Source organism: Citrobacter sp. Cm038 (genome assembly GCF_030333105.1).
Classification (GTDB): Bacteria; Pseudomonadota; Gammaproteobacteria; order Enterobacterales; family Enterobacteriaceae; genus Citrobacter; species Citrobacter murliniae.
This window is the reverse complement of sequence record NZ_JAOWGO010000018.1, coordinates 442469-461052: the sequence shown is the minus strand read 5'-3', so window position 1 is coordinate 461052 and position 18584 is coordinate 442469. Positions and strand designations below refer to the sequence as shown.

The following is an 18584-nucleotide window of genomic DNA, read 5'->3' as shown; positions in this document are numbered from 1 at the left end:
CGCTATTCTACTCAGTTTCCTCGGCTACGCTTACCACTTTACGAAATATCGCTCGCAACGCAGACAGGTCACCCATTGCACCACTTTGATTTGCCAGGTTCCACTCCGCGACCTGAATGCCATTCCAGTTGAGCACATACCCGGCATGAATCGCTAACTGCTCAAAGAAAATACGTTGCGCCAAACCGCTGCCGATACGAAACGGATGCAACACATTAATTTCGCAATAATAATGCGTGAGCCGGTCGACAAATTTTTCTTCCGGTAATCCTGCCAGCCAGGACTCTTCTTCAAGATCCTGCATCAGCGCATTACCCTCTTTCTCGATATATGCAAAATGGCAGAAACGGGTATCCCCCTGATAAATGTCGACCTCACGCAGATGACCTGCCCAGTCGAAAATATCCTGATACAGCTGGCGATGGATAGCACACAGATGCGGCAGGCCCCGTTTTAGCGGCCCCAGCTCAATCGTCGCCGCACGCAACGCCGTCAACTCCCAGGCGGCCTGCTCAAGACGCTGAGTTTGATGAACGCCCAGACGATTACGCATGACGTTCAGACCTGGATACAGATAGGGATCACGTCCATCACCAAATTTATCGCTCATAGTGCCTCCTCAATTCTTCAAGGCGCACCAGTGCGTCTTCAGCGCTCAGAGTAACCCGTGGAATATCCACGCCTTCCAGCCGCCGGCTAGCCTGAAAATTGCCGTTTCGCCGTTGTACCCAGAGACTGGACTTTTGTTTATCGGTGAGTTTTTTCACGTGACCTCCCTGAATGTGCCGACACTTGCCACAAGTATAAGCAGCAATTTCGGGTTACGCAGAGAAGGGAGAGAACGCGGACAGGAACTGCCCGCGCAAAATTCGATTATGGCAGGACTTTCGCTGACAGGATAACAATCGGTTTTGATGGCACGTTCTGGTATGGACCGACATCGTGAGTCGGAACCTGAGAAATCTTATCCGCGACATCCATACCCTTCACAACTTTACCGAAGACAGCGTAACCAAAGTCGCGCTGGCCATGATCAAGGAAGGCGTTGTCCGCAATGTTGATAAAGAACTGACTGGTCGCGCTGTCTTTGTCCGCAGTACGTGCCATGGCAATGGTACCGCGGGTATTACGCAGTCCATTATCGGCTTCATTCTTGATTGGCGGATTAGGTTTCTTCTGCTGCATCTGCTCGTTAAAACCACCACCCTGTACCATAAAGCCAGGGATCACACGGTGAAACGTGGTGTTGTTATAGAAACCGCTATTTACATAATCGACAAAATTTTGCACTGATACCGGGGCTTTCTGGCTATTCAGCTCCAGCTCAATGTTACCGGCAGAGGTTGTCAGCAGGACATGTGGGTCACCTTTCGCTGCCAGTGCTGCGGGAGAGAGAGCAGAAAGGGCGAGAACAGCTGCAACAGCCGCCAGAGTCGATTTGAGCATGAGAATTCCTTAACAAGAGCAGAAATAGAGCAAGTGAATTGATTCTAAAGAGCCTTCATGGACAAGGCCATCCCTTTACTTAATTTTACGAACCTGAAACAAATGTAACGATGCGGATTATCCCGCCACTCAAACCTCATAAAGTGACCTTGATCACATTAAAAAATGTAACGCCAACCCAATTTACCAATAAACATTTAAATACATCACTAAAACGCCTAAAATCTGCCCGCTCATAGCGCTGTCAACGCGCTTTACACTTCAATACAGGCCAGTCATGACTAACAGCAATCGTATCAAGCTCACATGGATTAGCTTTCTCTCTTACGCCCTCACAGGTGCGTTGGTAATTGTCACCGGGATGGTGATGGGAAACATCGCAGAATATTTTCATTTGCCTGTTTCCAGTATGAGTAACACTTTCACCTTCCTGAATGCCGGGATCCTGATCTCTATTTTTCTCAATGCCTGGCTGATGGAAATTGTGCCCCTGAAAACGCAATTGCGTTTTGGCTTCGTCCTGATGGTGCTGGCCGTCGCCGGGCTGATGCTCAGCCATAGTCTGGCGCTGTTCTCAGCGGCGATGTTTGTACTGGGCCTGGTCAGTGGTATCACCATGTCAATTGGGACATTCCTGGTTACCCAGATGTATGAAGGTCGCCAGCGCGGTTCCCGTCTGTTGTTTACCGATTCATTCTTCAGCATGGCAGGGATGATTTTCCCAATGGTCGCGGCATTCCTGCTGGCACGCAGCATTGAATGGTATTGGGTTTACGCTTGCATTGGCCTGGTTTATGTCGCGATTTTCATTCTGACCTTCGGCTGTGAATTCCCGGCGCTGGGTAAACATGCACAGCAGCCGGAAACGCCAGTGGCGAAAGAGAAATGGGGCATAGGCGTGCTGTTCCTGGCTATTGCTGCATTGTGTTACATCCTTGGTCAACTTGGTTTTATCTCCTGGGTACCGGAATACGCCAAAAGCCTCGGTATGAGCCTGAACGATGCGGGTAAACTGGTGAGTGACTTCTGGATGTCTTACATGGTCGGCATGTGGGCGTTTAGCTTTATCCTTCGTTTCTTTGATTTGCAGCGCATTCTGACCGTACTGGCCGGTCTGGCTACTGTGCTGATGTATCTGTTCATCACTGGCACGCCAGAGCATATGCCGTGGTTCATTCTGACACTGGGCTTCTTCTCCAGCGCGATCTATACCACTATTATCACCCTCGGCTCTCAGCAGACTAAAGTCGCATCACCAAAACTGGTTAATTTCGTACTGACCTGCGGCACTATTGGTACCATGCTGACCTTCGTGGTCACCGGCCCTATTGTCGCCCACAGTGGTCCTCTGGCTGCATTACAGACGGCTAACGGACTGTATGCCGTGGTGTTCGTGATGTGCTTTATCCTTGGATTCGTTACGCGCCATCGTCAGCACAGCACACCAGCCGCACATTAAATCTGAATACCGGATAATGATGTTAAAGCACCTTATCCGGCGTATAAAAGCATTCCCCAGGCCGGATGACCATCCGGCCTTTGATCATCCGCCTTCCCTTCTCCAGACTGCGTAGTCCTCGCAATCTTAAGAGGCAGGAGAACTCACGCCAAAACCCTTCGATTTGTATGCTTTTCATACAAACATGAAAAGCCTGTCAATTCCGTGACTTATAAAAATGCTGACAAATCAGTTATATACCTCTTAAGGAGTATATAAGGGCGAATTTGATTTGTATCAATAAGCGGGGTTGCTGAATCGTTAAGGTAGGCAGTAATAGAAAAGAAATCGAGGCAAAAATGAGCAAAGTCAGACTCGCTATTATTGGTAATGGTATGGTCGGCCATCGCTTTATTGAGGATCTTCTTGATAAATCTGATGCGGACAAGTTTGATATTACCGTCTTCTGTGAAGAACCCCGCAAAGCATACGACCGTGTACACCTGTCTTCTTACTTCTCTCACCACACCGCTGAAGAACTGTCATTGGTGCGCGAGGGATTCTACGAGAAGCATGGCGTTAAAGTATTAGTCGGTGAACGCGCGATTACCATCAACCGTCAGGAGAAGGTGATCCACTCCAGCGCAGGCCGTACGGTCTATTACGATAAACTGATCATGGCGACCGGGTCCTTCCCGTGGATCCCGCCAATTAAAGGCTCAGAAACTCAGGACTGTTTCGTTTACCGCACCATCGAAGATCTCAATGCCATTGAATCCTGCGCTCGCCGTAGCAAACGCGGTGCCGTTGTCGGTGGTGGCTTGTTAGGTCTGGAAGCCGCCGGCGCCCTGAAAAGCTTAGGCGTTGAAACCCACGTAATTGAATTCGCCCCGATGCTGATGGCTGAACAGCTGGATCATATGGGTGGCGAACAGTTACGTCGCAAAATTGAAAGCATGGGCGTGCGTGTGCACACCAGCAAAAACACGAAAGAGATCGTCCAGGAAGGTACTGAAGCACGTAAAACCATGCGTTTTGCCGACGGGAGCGAACTGGAAGTTGACTTTATCGTTTTCTCCACGGGTATTCGCCCGCGCGACAAACTGGCAACCCAGTGCGGCCTGGACGTGGCACCACGCGGCGGTATCGTGATTAACGATGCCTGCCAGACCTCTGACCCGGATATCTACGCCATTGGCGAATGCGCCAGTTGGAACAACCGTGTTTATGGCCTGGTTGCCCCTGGTTACAAAATGGCGCAGGTCGCTGTTGACCATATTCTCGGTAGCGAAAATGCCTTCGAAGGCGCGGATCTGAGTGCCAAACTGAAGCTGCTGGGTGTCGATGTTGGCGGTATTGGCGACGCACACGCACGCACGCCGGGTGCCCGCAGCTACGTCTATCTCGACGAAAGCAAAGAAGTCTACAAACGCCTGATTGTCAGCGAAGATAACAAAACGCTACTCGGTGCGGTCCTGGTGGGTGACACCAGCGATTACGGTAACCTGTTGCAGCTGGTGCTGAACGCTATCGAACTGCCGGAAAATCCGGATTCACTGATTCTGCCAGCGCACGCAGGCAGCGGTAAACCCTCAATAGGCGTGGATAAGCTGCCGGACAGCGCGCAAATTTGCTCCTGCTTTGACGTCACCAAAGGCATGCTGGTCGCCGCTATCAACAAAGGCTGCCATACCGTTGCGGCGCTGAAGGCTGAAACCAAAGCCGGTACCGGTTGCGGCGGGTGTATTCCTCTGGTTACCCAGGTACTGAATGCTGAACTGGCGAAACAAGGGATTGAAGTCAACAACAACCTGTGCGAACACTTCCCGTATTCGCGTCAGGAACTGTTCCATCTCATCCGTGTGGAAGGTATTAAAACCTTCGAAGAGTTGCTGGCAAAACACGGTAAAGGTTACGGCTGTGAAGTGTGTAAACCGACCGTTGGCTCCCTGCTGGCCTCCTGCTGGAATGAATACATTCTTAAACCGCAGCACACGCCGCTGCAGGATACTAACGACAACTTCCTGGCGAACATCCAGAAAGACGGTACTTACTCCGTTATCCCGCGTTCTGCAGGTGGTGAAATTACTCCGGAAGGTTTGGTTGCCGTTGGTCGTATCGCACGCGAATTCAACCTGTACACCAAGATCACCGGCTCTCAACGTATTGGCCTGTTCGGTGCGCAGAAAGATGACCTGCCGGAAATCTGGCGTCAGCTGATTGAAGCGGGCTTCGAAACTGGTCATGCGTACGCTAAAGCATTACGTATGGCGAAAACCTGCGTAGGCAGCACCTGGTGCCGCTATGGCGTGGGTGACAGCGTAGGTTTCGGCGTTGAGCTGGAAAACCGCTACAAGGGCATTCGTACGCCGCACAAAATGAAATTTGGTGTCTCTGGTTGTACCCGTGAGTGCGCTGAAGCCCAGGGTAAAGACGTGGGTATCATCGCCACTGAAAAAGGCTGGAACCTGTACGTTTGTGGTAACGGCGGGATGAAACCACGCCATGCTGATCTGCTGGCGGCGGATATCGATCGCGAAACGCTGCTCAAATATCTTGATCGTTTCATGATGTTCTACATTCGTACTGCAGACAAACTGACCCGTACCGCACCGTGGTTAGATAACCTGGAAGGCGGCATTGAGTATCTGAAGTCCGTCATTATTGACGACAAACTGGGTCTGAATGAACACCTGGAAGAAGAAATGGCGCGTCTGCGTGAAGCCGTCGTGTGCGAGTGGACGGAAACCGTCAACACCCCATCTGCACAGGTTCGTTTTAAACACTTTATCAACAGCGATAAACGCGATCCGAATGTCCAGGTTGTGCCTGAACGTGAACAACATCGTCCGGCCACGCCATATGAGCGCATCCCGGTCACTCTGGTGGAGGAAAACGCATGAGCCAGTGGAAAAACATCTGCAAAATCGATGACATTCTGCCTGCAACAGGCGTCTGCGCCCTGTTAGGTACTGAGCAGGTTGCTATTTTCCGCCCATATCACAGCGATCAGGTGTTTGCGATCAGCAATATCGACCCGTTCTTTGAGTCCAGCGTGCTTTCTCGCGGGCTGATTGCTGAACATCAGGGCGAATTGTGGGTTGCCAGCCCGCTGAAAAAACAGCGTTTTCGCTTAAGCGACGGTCTGTGCATGGAAGACGAACAGTTTTCTGTGAAACATTACGAAGCTCGGGTGAAAGACGGCATGGTGCAACTGCGCGGTTAATTAATTTTTAGGGAGGCGCAATGCCTCCCCTTTTTTGACGTATTTGTAGTTCTTTTATTGGTAGTCCTGATAAGCGTAGCGCCATCCGGCAATTGCAATTGCCGGATGGCGGCATAAATGCCTTATCCGGCCTACGGTTACGATTTCTTTTTATTTTTGTACTTCAAGGATAATCAACATATGTTCACAGACACTATTAATAAGTGTGCGGCTAACGCTGCGCGCATTGCACGCCTGTCGGCTAATAATCCACTTGGCTTCTGGGTCAGCTCAGCTATGGCAGGGGCCTACGTTGGCCTCGGCATCATCCTTATTTTTACTCTCGGTAATCTGCTCGACCCATCCGTACGTCCTCTGGTAATGGGTGCAACCTTTGGTATTGCCTTAACGCTGGTGATTATCGCCGGTTCTGAACTGTTCACCGGCCACACAATGTTTCTGACACTTGGCGTGAAAGCGGGCACCATCAGCCACAGCCAGATGTGGGCAATTCTGCCGCAAACCTGGCTGGGAAATCTGGTCGGTTCCGTATTCGTTGCCCTGCTGTACAGCTGGGGCGGCGGCAGCCTGTTACCGGTCGATACCAGCATCGTACATACGGTAGCACTGGCAAAAACCACCGCACCTGCAACAGTACTGTTCTTTAAAGGTGCGCTGTGTAACTGGCTGGTTTGCCTGGCGATCTGGATGGCAATCCGTACTGAAGGTGCGGCGAAATTCCTCGCTATCTGGTGGTGCCTGCTGGCTTTTATCGCTTCCGGCTACGAGCACTCTGTTGCCAATATGACGCTGTTTGCCCTCTCATGGTTCGGTCACCACAGCGATGCTTATACGTTGGCTGGAATTGGTCATAATCTGCTGTGGGTAACACTAGGTAATACTTTGTCCGGTGTCGTATTCATGGGATTGGGTTATTGGTATGCTACGCCAAAATCGGAGCGCCCTGTTCCGGCAAAAATCAACCAAACTGAGAATCTGGCATAACAGCCAAATCATTAAGGGGTAATGTCGTGGATCATTTGCCTATATTTTGTCAACTACGTGACCGCGACTGCTTGATCGTCGGCGGTGGTGATGTCGCAGAACGCAAAGCGCGGTTACTGCTGGAAGCGGGTGCCCGTTTAACGGTTAATGCACTTGCGTTTATTCCTCAGTTTACCGTATGGGCAAATGAAGGAATGCTGACGCTGGTTGAAGGGCCGTTCGATGAAGCCCTGCTCGACTCCTGTTGGCTGGCGATCGCCGCAACCGATGACGATGCCGTCAACCTTCGCGTCAGCAATGCCGCTGAATCACGACGTATTTTCTGTAACGTGGTCGATGCGCCAAAAGCCGCCAGTTTCATCATGCCTTCCATTATCGACCGCTCGCCGTTAATGGTGGCAGTCTCCTCTGGTGGCACCTCACCTGTCCTTGCCCGCCTGCTGCGTGAACGGCTCGAATCCGTGTTACCGCAGCATCTGGGCCAGGTCGCGCAGTATGCGGGGCAACTACGTTCCCGGGTGAAAAAACAGTTTGCCAGCATGGGCGAACGTCGCCGCTTCTGGGAAAAGTTGTTCGTTAACGATCGTCTGGCGCAATCGCTGGCAAATAACGATCAGAAAGCGATTGAGGAAACCACCGAACAGTTGCTCAGCGAACCGCTGGATCATCGCGGTGAAGTGGTACTGGTTGGCGCCGGACCTGGTGACGCTGGGCTGCTGACGCTGAAAGGACTACAGCAGATCCAGCAGGCCGATGTCGTGGTGTATGACCGCCTGGTTTCTGATGACATCATGAACCTTGTGCGCCGCGATGCAGATCGTGTATTTGTCGGTAAACGCGCAGGCTATCACTGTGTACCGCAGGAAGAAATTAACCAGATTCTCCTACGCGAAGCGCAACAGGGCAAACGCGTAGTACGCCTGAAAGGCGGCGATCCGTTCATCTTTGGACGCGGTGGCGAAGAGCTGGAAACGCTGTGCCACGCAGGCATTCCGTTCTCTGTGGTTCCAGGCATTACCGCAGCTTCTGGCTGCTCTGCATATTCGGGTATTCCACTGACACATCGAGATTACGCCCAGAGCGTACGTCTGGTCACCGGCCACCTGAAAACTGGCGGCGAGCTGGACTGGGAAAACCTGGCAGCAGAAAAGCAGACACTGGTGTTCTATATGGGACTGAACCAGGCTGCCACTATCCAGGAAAAATTGATCGAGTTTGGTATGCAGGCTGATATGCCGGTTGCGCTGGTAGAAAACGGAACCTCCGTTAAACAACGCGTCGTCAACGGAGCGCTGACGCAACTCGGTGAACTGGCGCAGCAGGTTGAAAGTCCGGCCCTGATTATTGTTGGTCGTGTTGTTGGATTGCGCGATAAGCTGAACTGGTTTTCGAATCACTAATTCGACGCTAACACTGCAGTATGAAGCCAATAAAAAAACCGGGAGTTTCCCGGTTTTTTTATGCCTGTCGTCACCCATTTTCAGCCAGTCATGACTTGCTTAATGCTTTCCCGCAAAATACGTAGCACCGTTTGCTCTCCACTACGGTTTGGATTAATGCGAATCGCATATTCCTCAAGCCCCGGACTGGCTTCACGAAAAGTCCCGGAGAGGCGATAAAACAGAGGAGGGAGCTCATATTTCGACTCCGCACCCACCGGATACGGCAGCGCCCCTCGTTTTTGCGCCTCTTCCAATACCCTTTTAGCTATCGGCTGATGAAACTCGACGATCAGAACCTTCGACTGCGCATTAGCGATCGCCGCCAGTTTCACCTCGGGAAGCCCCCCGCTATTCAGGTACGTTAGCAATCGCTCAGACACGCCTGCCTGCACCGCATGCATCACTGGGGCGAAAACCAGCCCCCGAAGTACCTCCAACGCCTGCGCTCCCTGAATCTGGCAGCCGCCGGAATACTGAGTCGCACGGATTCTACCGATAATATCCGCCTTGCCAACCACCGCCCCCACCCCTTCCGGCCCAAAGAGCTTAAAACAGGAGAAGGTAGAGAGCGTCGCCCCACATTCACAGCCAATACGGTCAACTTTCATCACCGCATAGTTGTCATCGGTTAACGTTGGCAGCCCACACAGGGCAATCTCCGCCAGTACTTCAGCCAGCACATAGCTGTCCTGCGGCTGCTGACGGGTATGCTGTACCAGCGCTGCATCGGGGCGATGTTCAGCGATAACCTGTCTTAATGCCGCAAGGTCATTGAAGTCGGCCCTGACCAGCTCAATTCCCATCTGCTCAACGAGCACCATCGTGGTGGGATAAACCGGCGCAACATGCACCAGTAGCCGCAGCCCTGGTTTGAGTAACGACGCCAACCCCGCGCGAATCGCCCCGGTTCCTGCGCCCTGAACCAACACCGCCGCTTCCGCATGAAAGGCATCAGCCAACACGTGTTCCACTCGCTGCGTCACCCGGGGCTGATTCAACCCAGGACTCAGCCCCAGGTCGCCGCCCGACAGAAAATCTGCACCGGGAAAGTGGTGGCAGAGGGAGTCTACAAGTGCAAACTGCTTTTGCTGCGCCTCAGCAAGTGTCAAACTTTGCAACGGAAACGTCTTCATTTACGCCACCTTATGCCGGGACAAACAGCCCCAACCAGTAAAGAATATTCAGCACAATGCCGGTTATCATCACTGCCACCACGGGTGCAGCCATTTTCTGTACCGGGCGTCCAATCGATTCGTTGAGGAAATAAATCGCGACGGCGATAGAAAAACCGGTATAGCCCGCCATCTTAATCGCAGCAAAAATAGAGCCGACCAGCAGCGCCATTTCCATCAACATATTCATGGCGTTACGAATGTTATCCGATGCGTTACGCACGGACGGATAACGTCCCAGCCATTTACCGATAGAGCGCAGCAACAGGACTTCTGCGGAAATGACCAGTGCGCCAAGAAGTGCCGCAATCCACGGATTCGGCGCTAAATAGCCCACGGCATAGACAAAGGTAAAGCCCGCCACTGCGTACACCCCGGTCGCCAGCGCCGTAGTGGCAATCAACGGCACAAAACCTAAACCGCGCATAAATTCAGCTAATGCCGCCTGATTAACCAGTGTTTGCGACTGCTCCGGTGTAATACCTGCGGAATAGGCTTTTTCCAGCGTAAAGATGGACACCTCACTACCCGCGAAAATCTTCATACTGGCAACCGCTGCAATCAATGCCCCGACAATCGCGATATACGGCAGGTTTTTAATGATCCGCGAGGTACGCTCTTCAAACACCGATAGCCCGCTGGTATCCATTCCTTCATCGCCCCGATGACGCAGGTCGTGCGTGATAGCGATCGCCAGCAGCATGATCATCCCCACGAAAATCTCGATCGATTCGGGGTTCAGATGCGGGAAGTAGCGCACGACAATAACGCGGGTCATCAGCACCACGACCGCAGCGATAAGGCTACGTTGCCAGCCGAACTGGTAGAAAATCGCCACCAGCGGAAAAAGTGCGAATGCAGAAACAACCGGAGAGCTCAGCTCACCCAAACTCCCCAGCACATCGACCGGCAACGCTGTCAGCAACTGGTTTACCGGCAGCAGGCAGGTGAGGATCAATACGCCCCAGATAGCCCCCATACCAAACGCCAGCAGACTGTTGGCCGCCAGCACACCGAGGATGTCCGTCGGCAGGAACAGCAGCCAGGCGTTGAGCAACCCGGTTTTCAGGGTGAACGAAATCCCCACTGACGCCACAAAACCAATGCTCAGACCAAAGGCAATACTCCCCGCCTCCCGGCGGTTCATGTTACCTTCGATAAGCTGCGGCAGAATTGGGCGAATGCCGTCATGGAATACGGCAGCTGACCGATACGCCAGCAGTGATGTCATACCGGTCAGGCAGGCCACCACGATAATCTGAATATACAGATCCATATTCGTGCCTTTATTTCAGATGGTTAATCAGCATTGGGATTGCGTGTTCAATGTGTTCAACGGAGAGACCAAACGCGACTTTTCCTTCCGTAATCATTTTTGCAATATGGTCGTCTTTCGCCTTAATCCCCGGCTTGGCAATGGTGCAGCTTTTGTTGTAACCAATCACCGCAATGGCAATCGACAACGCCGCGCCCGCACCGGTGTTACAAGCGCCAATGTAGTAATCCAGTTGCCCGGATTTCACCTTCATCGCCGCTTCCATATCGTTATGAATAGAGACTTCAAAGCAGCCAGGAGCCACTGTTTCGATAGTTTTTTTAATCTGCTCACGCTGTAAGCCAGCAACGCCAATCTTTTTCATTATTCTGTCCTTATTGGAAAAATTGAGAGGGGTTATCACGTAACATCGTATCCACATCGGCCTGACTGAATCCTGACTGGCGCAGCTGTGGAATAAAGTTGTTTAACAGGTAGTTGTAACCATTACCGCCATTGGCTTTCAGATGGGAGCGGCGGGTAATATCCATTGAGAGCATCACGCGGTTAAGCAACCCACGATCGCGTAACGCATGCAGCATCCCAATACGCTTTTCGTCCGGGTAGTAGCTGTTTTTACCGATGGTGTCGAACTGCACATACGCGCCGAGATCGATCATGTGCAGAATATTGTCGAGGTTATCTTTCAAATCGCAGTGGCCTACAACCACGCGAGAGAGCGAAACGCCTTGCGCTTTCAGTAGCGCCAGCTGTTCCAGCCCCATGGTGCTAAAAGAGGTATGAGTCGAAACCGGTCGCCCGGTTTCGTTATGCGCTCGTGCGGCGGCAATAAACACCTTCTCTTCCAGTGGCGTAATCACCCCTTCGCTGGAGCCAATTTCCGCAATAATCCCAGCTTTGAGTTCGCTGCCATCGATACCGATAAGGATCTCATCAATCATCTCCTGAGCAAGCTGCTCCACGCTGCGGGTCGCAACATGCTCCGGGAAAAACGCATCCTGGTAATAGCCAGTACAGGCCACCACGTTCATCCCCGTATCACGCATGATATCGAGCATAAATTGTGGATCCCGCCCCATGTATCGGTTAGTCATCTCAATAATGTTGCGAACGCCCAACGCCCGCAGATCCTTCATCTCCTGACAGATGAGATCGTATTGATCCAGTCGACAATCGAGGTTGTTCTTAAAACCAGAGAGATCGATATGCAAATGCTCGTGGACGTAGGTATAGCCCGTCGTATCAATCTTCATAAGGTGTCTCCTGTAAGTCGCAACGATGAAAGAAAAGAGGTGCCGTTTTGTGGAGGTGGTGCACCAAAAAACTCGCAAACCGTTGCCCCTACATCCGACAACGTGGTACGAACGCCCAACCGGGTGGGTTCCAGTCCCTGCTGATAAACCAATATCGGTACGACTTCGCGGGTATGGTGACTATGTCCGATGGTCGGATCGTTGCCGTGATCGGCCATGACGACCAAACAATCATCCCGAGCCATAGCCGCCAGAAGACGTGTAAGATTACGGTCGACAAGCTGTAAACGTTCGGCATAACGTGCGACATCCTCTGCGTGTCCGGCGAGGTCGGTTTCCTGGATGTTGGTGCAGATGAACACTGTTGATTTGGCCTGAAATTCATTCAGCGTGATATCCATAATCTGCTGACTGTCTACCAGGTTTTGCCAATTGCGGCCGTGAGGATTGCTGACGATATCCGCTACTTTACCAACCAGAACCGTAGGCACTCCCACCTCATACAGCTGTTGTGGTACCTGTACCCGATCATCAACGCCGTAGCCCATATGTCTGACCTGGAAACCACGTTCATAAGCACCGGAACGCGGAGCGTTAATACCGATAAAGCGGCCTTCTTTTATCTCAGCGGCATCCAGAATGCGTTGGCTGTCATTAAGCTGCCCACCAAAGGCAATCACCCGCCCTACTTGTACTTGTTCGCGTACCACGTGCCCTATCTTCAACACCTCATCAAACGGGATAACAGAAAGATTCGCGGTAAGGTTATAGACCTGACCTAAATCGGCTTCGAGGTTGTCACCCACTGCAACCGCCTGGTTGACCCACAGATACGTCAGCTCGCCACCACGTCGCTCTACCAGCCAGCCTTCGGCAATCAGTGCCCGTTCAACGTCGGCAATCACTTCGCTAAACGGCATACGTAACGGAGACTGTGGTTGGGTTCCTAAAATTTCCTGATGTCCCATAAAGGTGTCGCCACCTTCATGTTGCAATTCAGCTACGCCCCAAACCGCTGACGCAGAAGGATTCATCACACCAGGCGTATAGCCCAACGCGTTAATCAGCCCCAGTTTTTCCAGCGTGGGAAGCTGCAACTGCGGTAATTTGCCAAGAATATGTCCGCAGGTATTTGCCCCGGCATCCTGCGGCCTGACCCGCGCCACGTCTTTCATTGCGCCAACGCCAAAGCTATCGATCACCAACACCACGAATCGGGCCATCAGTCCTCCAGAACGTTGCCAAGGCTGTCGTAACGGGCCACAATTTCTGCCGCACCACGTTGAATCCCGGATACCAACACCACATCACTGCGCGTCACAAAAATTTGGGTACGGAAGCAGAACACCACCACACTGCTCACCGGGAACTCTCCAGCCAGAGGCAGGTAATAATCGATACTGCTGGCGTCGACAGGTTTCAGCTTCGCGTCAATGGGCGTATTACTGTCAGGAGTAAAAATCAGTGCATTTTGCGCATGACCGCGACGGTAATAACCACCGCCATAGCAATAGCTATCTCCACGAAAATTGTGCGAAATTTCACTCAGCCAGAGCATCGCAATACGTTCAGGTTGATCACCTTTTTGATTGGAAGGGACAGTCCCTGTCAGGGCATGTCCTGGTTCAGCATGAGTTACACCATATTTCGCCAGTAGCGGCAGCGACGCGCAGCTGCTGGCAGAAGGGGCATTAAGTTGTTCAATCTCAATTCCCGCTGCCTCTAACTGACATCTGGCTTCCACCAGAGTGTGCAGGTTTGGTGTCGGTATCGTTTCGGCAGATTTCTCATCCCATAGCAGACAAGGAAAATGCGTTAAGCCGCTCAGGCGAAGGCCAGGTAAACGACGTATTTCACTTACCACTTCATTCAGATACGTCACTGGGAAACCGCTTTCTTGTCCCGGATAAAGAAAATCATCTTTGCCATACACTTTAAGCATTACGCTCTGTTCACGACCGGTCTTTAGCGCTGCTGCAGAAACCTCACGCGCTTTCTCCAACGAAAACAGGGTAATAACGTCGGTCCCCTGAGCTACCGCTTCACTAACCTGTCGCGAAGGGATCTGCACCAGGTGTCCCTGATGTGCGACCGGCAGCCCCGCACGTCGCATGACCCGACCTTCTTTGTAATCAACGACCACAATGCCTTCGTATCCCAGCTGTAAAAGCTTGTCCGCCAGCCAGGGATTACGACCTATCTGCTTCGTCATCAAATAGAGTGACATACCGTGCTGTCTGGCTACGTCTAGCAGGCGTTTGCCATTCTCCATCACCTGGTCAACATCAATGACCCAACTGTCCGGAGCGATCTTTCCCTTCTGCCACAAGCTAACCGCAGCAGTAATAAGAGCAGGGTTCTGGCGTTTCAATGCATGTATAAACATCTGTATGCCTCGTTTCTAATCCCTCAGTTAAATATTCATTTTTTTGAATATTTAAAGTGCAATACGCCGATACTCTATTTACTTCAGACGACTTCGTGCGCCGCCATCCACAAACCGTACAGATTTGCCAACAGATACCCCTCTTCATTCGGATGCAGTGTCACCGCAAACTCTTTCAGCAAAATCTGGTGTACCAACAAAATAGTTGGCCAGAGGTTGGATTGCGTCAGTTCTGTCAACAGTTCATCATCCAGCGCTTCAATCACTTCTCCCCGACGACTGCGCATTAATGCACTTGCCATATGGGTCATCGCCATCGTCCCTTGCTCGGAATAAACCGGCAAACGCCACTCTTCATCCAGTCGCTTCACAACCTGCAGCATGCCGCTGCAGATATCTTGGTCGATAACGCCTGCGTCACACAGCAGGTTCAGTCTGTTTTCCATCCCATGCCCTTCGCTTAATAACTGGGTTCCTGCTCGCCATTTGCCACTCGTTGCTGATGGGCAAGCAGCGCCTCTTTGTTAACGATGGTACGTAGCAATTGCTGCATCGGATAATCATCTGTCCGGGTCAGCACCACAGCCTCCGTGGCCTGAAGGAATCTCGGGTCGCTAGTCAGCGGTGTAGCTTCTAATCCCAGCACCGCCAGTTCAGCCTCCGCAACCACATTCCAGATAACCGCATCTACATCCCCTTTCGCAATACGCTGAAGGCTTTCGTGATAAGGAAGATCAATTAGCTCAACATCACGCTCGCCAAAACAGGCTTCGGTCATGATCTTCTGATCCGCCGAACGATTATCCAACCCAACACGCTTCACGCTCCCGGACTCACCCTTGCGACAGATTAACTGGTGTTCACCTACATAAGTGTGCGGCCCCAGCGCCAGTGCGATGAAAAGCCCATTTTGCGCAAGGTAGCTTTCCGCCGCCAGACGGGAAACAACCGCCATGTCGTAGACACCATTTAGCAAGCATTCCACACGAATATCTGCCCCACGCATATGCGCGTAATAAAATGGAATGCCGTCAAACTGTGCCTTCAACCCACTCGCCAGTCCTTCATATAAACGGGTATAGGGCAGCGGCATTGCACAGACCACGTTATTGATGTCGACATGCTTCAACAACGTCCGATTATCCATCTCCACCAGATAGCTACCGTTGCGCCCGCGACGTTCAATACGGATCGCCCCTGAGGATTCCAGCGTTTTAAGCGCGGCCTGCGTTAACCCTACCGATGAATGGCATTCATTTGCCAGTTCATCAATCGTTTTCAAACGGTTACCGCACTTCTCTCCGAGCAAGTAACGGGCCAGGGTTGTCTGCACAACCCCCTCTTTCTTGATAAATGTCCGGCTCATCATATATTTTCAGTAAATTGAATATTTATATCTTCATTAAATTGAAGGTATAACGCAATGGGGGAATGTGCAAACGGCGAAGCGCTTCACAATTTTTGTGGGTTGCAAAAAACACAGACGAAAAAAAACCGGGGTTTACCCGGTTTTTTTAATAACACTGAATGAATCACGGCTTAGCGACAAAACCAATCGCTTCATAAACCGCTTTCAGCGTTTCAGATGCGCGAGCACTGGCTTTTTCTGCGCCGTCTTTCATTACTTTCTGCAGGAAAGCTTCATCATTACGATAACGGTGGTAGCGCTCCTGAAGCTCAGTCAGCATACCGGAAACAGCTTCCGCAACTTCGCCTTTCAGGTGACCATACATTTTGCCTTCAAAGTGCTGTTCCAGTTCTGGAATGCTCTGGCCGGTCACGGCAGAGAGAATATCCAGCAGGTTAGCAACACCCGCTTTATTCTGCAGATCGTAGCGCACAACAGGCGGCTCATCGGAATCCGTCATTGCACGTTTGATTTTTTTAACCACTGATTTCGGATCTTCCAGCAGGCCGATCACGTTGTTACGGTTGTCATCCGACTTAGACATTTTCTTCGTCGGCTCCAGCAGGGACATCACGCGCGCACCAGATTTAGGAATAAACGGCTCAGGCACTTTAAAGATATCGCCATACAGCGCATTAAAACGCTGGGCAACATCGCGGCTCAGTTCCAGGTGCTGCTTCTGATCCTCACCTACCGGTACCAGATTCGTCTGGTACAGCAGAATATCAGCGGCCATCAGTACCGGATAGTCAAACAGACCGGCGTTGATGTTCTCAGCGTAGCGCGCAGATTTGTCTTTGAACTGGGTCATACGGCTCAGTTCACCAAAATAGGTGTAGCAGTTCAGCGCCCAGCCTAACTGTGCATGCTCTGGTACGTGGGACTGAACAAAAATGGTGCTTTTCTCAGGATCGATACCACACGCCAGATAAAGCGCCAGCGTATCCAGTGTTGCTTTACGCAGCTTCTGAGCATCCTGACGGACGGTGATAGCATGCTGGTCCACAATACAGTAGATGCAATGGTAGTCATCCTGCATGTTTACCCATTGACGCAGCGCACCCATATAGTTGCCAATGGTCAATTCACCTGAGGGCTGTGCGCCACTAAAAACGATGGGCTTAGTCATTTTTCAATTCCTGATTTTCGCTATGCGGAAGCCCGAGTGCGGGCAGAAGGTCATTAATGCTGTCGTAAATTACATCTGGCTGGCTGAGATCTATCCCTTCACCGTAGTTATAACCATACGTTAGGCCAACTGAGGGACAACCAGCCGCTTTTGCGGCCTGAATATCATTACGCGAATCGCCCACAAAGAGCAATTGCTCGGGGGGAATCCCCATCCTGTCAGCCACTAACAGTAGTGGATCGGGATGCGGTTTTTTGTTTTTCACGTCGTCACCACCGATGACCACGCTAAAATATTTGGCGATGTCCAATGCGTTGAGCAACGGCGCCACAAACGGCGTTGGTTTGTTGGTCACCAGGCCTAACGGCAGGCCTTGCGCATGCAACGCACCCAGCGTATCAGCAACATGAGGGAACAAGAAGGTTCCTTCTTCAGCGATATCACCGTAATAGCGGTCGAACAGCTTACGTAAAATACGCACCTGCTCTTCAGCAGGAATGTCGTCATCTACGGGCGGTTTACCCATCGTTTTACGCAGCGTGGCACGCTCCAGACGAGCCCAGGTGAGCGCACGCTCCATCAACACATCAGCGCCATTACCTATCCAGGTAATCACGCGTTCTTCACCCGCCGTCGGTAACTCCAGCGCGTACAGCGCCATATCCACCGCTGCGGCTAATCCTGGCGCACTGTCAACCAGCGTACCGTCGAGGTCGAATGCAACGCCACGAATGTCCTGAAATTTATGCATGACTTACCTTCGCCAATTCATTGCGCATTTCATCAATGACTTTTTTGTAGTCTGGTTGGTCGAAAATTGCAGAGCCTGCGACAAACATATCAGCACCCGCTGCCGCGATTTCGCCAATGTTGTTTACCTTGACGCCGCCATCGACTTCCAGGCGGATGTCATAGCCGGATTCATCAATACGGCGACGGACTTCACGTAATTTTTCCAGCGTTTGAGGAATGAAAGACTGCCCGCCAAACCCCGGATTTACGGACATCAGCAGGATCACATCCAGCTTATCCATTACGTAGTCCAGGTAGCTCAGCGGTGTCGCCGGGTTAAACACCAGACCCGCCTTGCAACCATTCTCTTTGATGAGCTGTAAAGTGCGGTCGACATGCTCGGAGGCTTCAGGATGAAAAGTAATGATGCTGGCTCCTGCCGCAGCAAAGTCCGGGACAATACGATCAACCGGCTTCACCATCAGATGGACATCAATTGGGGCAGTGATCCCATATTTACGCAGCGACTTCAACACCATCGGCCCGATAGTCAGATTCGGTACATAGTGGTTGTCCATGACGTCGAAGTGCACGACATCGGCACCGGCAGCTAATGCTCTCGCGGTGTCCTCACCCAGGCGGGCAAAATCAGCCGACAGAATTGAGGGGGCAATCAAATACTGTTTCATCCG

General features: G+C 51.7%; 19 protein-coding genes. 5 read left to right on the top strand and 14 right to left on the bottom strand.

Going from position 1 to position 18584, the window contains the following annotated elements:
* Window positions 1–7 precede the first annotated feature (7 nt).
* From OGY01_RS11030 to ppiA, 3 genes are all read right to left on the bottom strand, one after another.
* On the bottom strand, window positions 8–610 hold the full coding sequence (locus OGY01_RS11030) for a putative adenosine monophosphate-protein transferase Fic (protein WP_045448383.1): 603 nt from the start codon (window positions 608–610) through the stop codon (window positions 8–10).
* Complete coding sequence (gene ficA / locus OGY01_RS11025) at window positions 600–767, bottom strand: FicA/YhfG family antitoxin (protein WP_200013183.1); 168 nt, start codon at window positions 765–767, stop codon at window positions 600–602. Before ficA ends, OGY01_RS11030 begins: the two co-directional genes overlap by 11 nt.
* 106 nt (window positions 768–873) lie before the next feature.
* Window positions 874–1446: a peptidylprolyl isomerase A gene (ppiA, locus tag OGY01_RS11020; protein WP_048222857.1), complete on the bottom strand. Its 573-nt coding sequence runs from the start codon at window positions 1444–1446 to the stop codon at window positions 874–876.
* 277 nt (window positions 1447–1723) lie between these two features.
* On the opposite strand from ppiA, the gene tsgA reads away from it, so the two are divergent.
* The 5 genes from tsgA to cysG all read left to right on the top strand — a co-directional run bounded on the left by tsgA (window position 1724) and on the right by cysG (window position 8494).
* Window positions 1724–2905, top strand: a complete 1182-nt coding sequence (gene tsgA, locus OGY01_RS11015; protein WP_045448387.1) for an MFS transporter TsgA — start codon at window positions 1724–1726, stop codon at window positions 2903–2905.
* A 338-nt stretch (window positions 2906–3243) separates the two neighbouring features.
* Window positions 3244–5787, top strand: a complete 2544-nt coding sequence (gene nirB / locus OGY01_RS11010) for an NADPH-nitrite reductase large subunit (RefSeq protein ID WP_045448389.1) — start codon at window positions 3244–3246, stop codon at window positions 5785–5787.
* On the top strand, window positions 5784–6110 hold the full coding sequence (gene nirD, locus OGY01_RS11005) for a nitrite reductase small subunit NirD (RefSeq protein WP_045448391.1): 327 nt from the start codon (window positions 5784–5786) through the stop codon (window positions 6108–6110). The genes nirB and nirD overlap by 4 nt, the downstream gene beginning before the upstream one ends.
* Before the next feature lie 180 nt (window positions 6111–6290).
* Window positions 6291–7094, top strand: coding sequence for a nitrite transporter NirC (gene nirC, locus OGY01_RS11000; protein ID WP_045449812.1), 804 nt, complete (start codon window positions 6291–6293; stop codon window positions 7092–7094).
* A 26-nt stretch (window positions 7095–7120) separates the two neighbouring features.
* Window positions 7121–8494 (top strand): siroheme synthase CysG, encoded by a 1374-nt coding sequence (gene cysG, locus OGY01_RS10995; protein WP_045448393.1) that lies wholly within the window; start codon window positions 7121–7123, stop codon window positions 8492–8494.
* An 80-nt stretch (window positions 8495–8574) separates the two neighbouring features.
* Here the strand turns inward: cysG and OGY01_RS10990 are convergent, their stop codons facing one another.
* From OGY01_RS10990 to rpe, 11 genes are all read right to left on the bottom strand, one after another.
* The gene (locus OGY01_RS10990; protein ID WP_286493104.1) at window positions 8575–9669 is read right to left on the bottom strand and encodes a PLP-dependent aminotransferase family protein; all 1095 of its coding nucleotides are present in this window, start codon (window positions 9667–9669) and stop codon (window positions 8575–8577) included.
* A 10-nt stretch (window positions 9670–9679) separates the two neighbouring features.
* Complete coding sequence (locus OGY01_RS10985) at window positions 9680–10984, bottom strand: YhfT family protein (protein ID WP_286493103.1); 1305 nt, start codon at window positions 10982–10984, stop codon at window positions 9680–9682.
* A gap of 10 nt (window positions 10985–10994) precedes the next feature.
* Window positions 10995–11348 carry a DUF2620 domain-containing protein gene (locus tag OGY01_RS10980; protein WP_045448399.1) on the bottom strand — a complete coding sequence of 118 codons (354 nt, stop codon included), beginning with the start codon at window positions 11346–11348 and terminating at the stop codon, window positions 10995–10997.
* A 10-nt stretch (window positions 11349–11358) separates the two neighbouring features.
* Window positions 11359–12237, bottom strand: coding sequence for a phosphotriesterase-related protein (locus tag OGY01_RS10975; protein WP_286493102.1), 879 nt, complete (start codon window positions 12235–12237; stop codon window positions 11359–11361).
* A complete protein-coding gene (locus OGY01_RS10970; RefSeq protein WP_045448403.1) occupies window positions 12234–13460 on the bottom strand; it encodes a phosphopentomutase in 1227 nt (408 codons plus the stop codon). The genes OGY01_RS10975 and OGY01_RS10970 overlap by 4 nt, the downstream gene beginning before the upstream one ends.
* Window positions 13460–14623: a YhfX family PLP-dependent enzyme gene (locus tag OGY01_RS10965; protein ID WP_286493101.1), complete on the bottom strand. Its 1164-nt coding sequence runs from the start codon at window positions 14621–14623 to the stop codon at window positions 13460–13462. Before OGY01_RS10965 ends, OGY01_RS10970 begins: the two co-directional genes overlap by 1 nt.
* An 83-nt stretch (window positions 14624–14706) precedes the next feature.
* Window positions 14707–15069, bottom strand: coding sequence for a hypothetical protein (locus tag OGY01_RS10960; RefSeq protein ID WP_045448407.1), 363 nt, complete (start codon window positions 15067–15069; stop codon window positions 14707–14709).
* A 14-nt stretch (window positions 15070–15083) separates the two neighbouring features.
* Window positions 15084–15989 (bottom strand): GntR family transcriptional regulator YhfZ, encoded by a 906-nt coding sequence (gene yhfZ / locus OGY01_RS10955; RefSeq protein ID WP_048222877.1) that lies wholly within the window; start codon window positions 15987–15989, stop codon window positions 15084–15086.
* Window positions 15990–16155: 166 nt separating this feature from the next.
* Entirely contained in the window at window positions 16156–17160 is a 1005-nt protein-coding gene (gene trpS, locus OGY01_RS10950) for a tryptophan--tRNA ligase (RefSeq protein WP_045448410.1), read from the bottom strand.
* Window positions 17153–17911, bottom strand: coding sequence for a phosphoglycolate phosphatase (gph, locus tag OGY01_RS10945; protein ID WP_225761397.1), 759 nt, complete (start codon window positions 17909–17911; stop codon window positions 17153–17155). The genes trpS and gph overlap by 8 nt, the downstream gene beginning before the upstream one ends.
* Window positions 17904–18581 (bottom strand): ribulose-phosphate 3-epimerase, encoded by a 678-nt coding sequence (gene rpe / locus OGY01_RS10940; RefSeq protein ID WP_045448414.1) that lies wholly within the window; start codon window positions 18579–18581, stop codon window positions 17904–17906. The genes gph and rpe overlap by 8 nt, the downstream gene beginning before the upstream one ends.
* Window positions 18582–18584 lie beyond the last annotated feature (3 nt).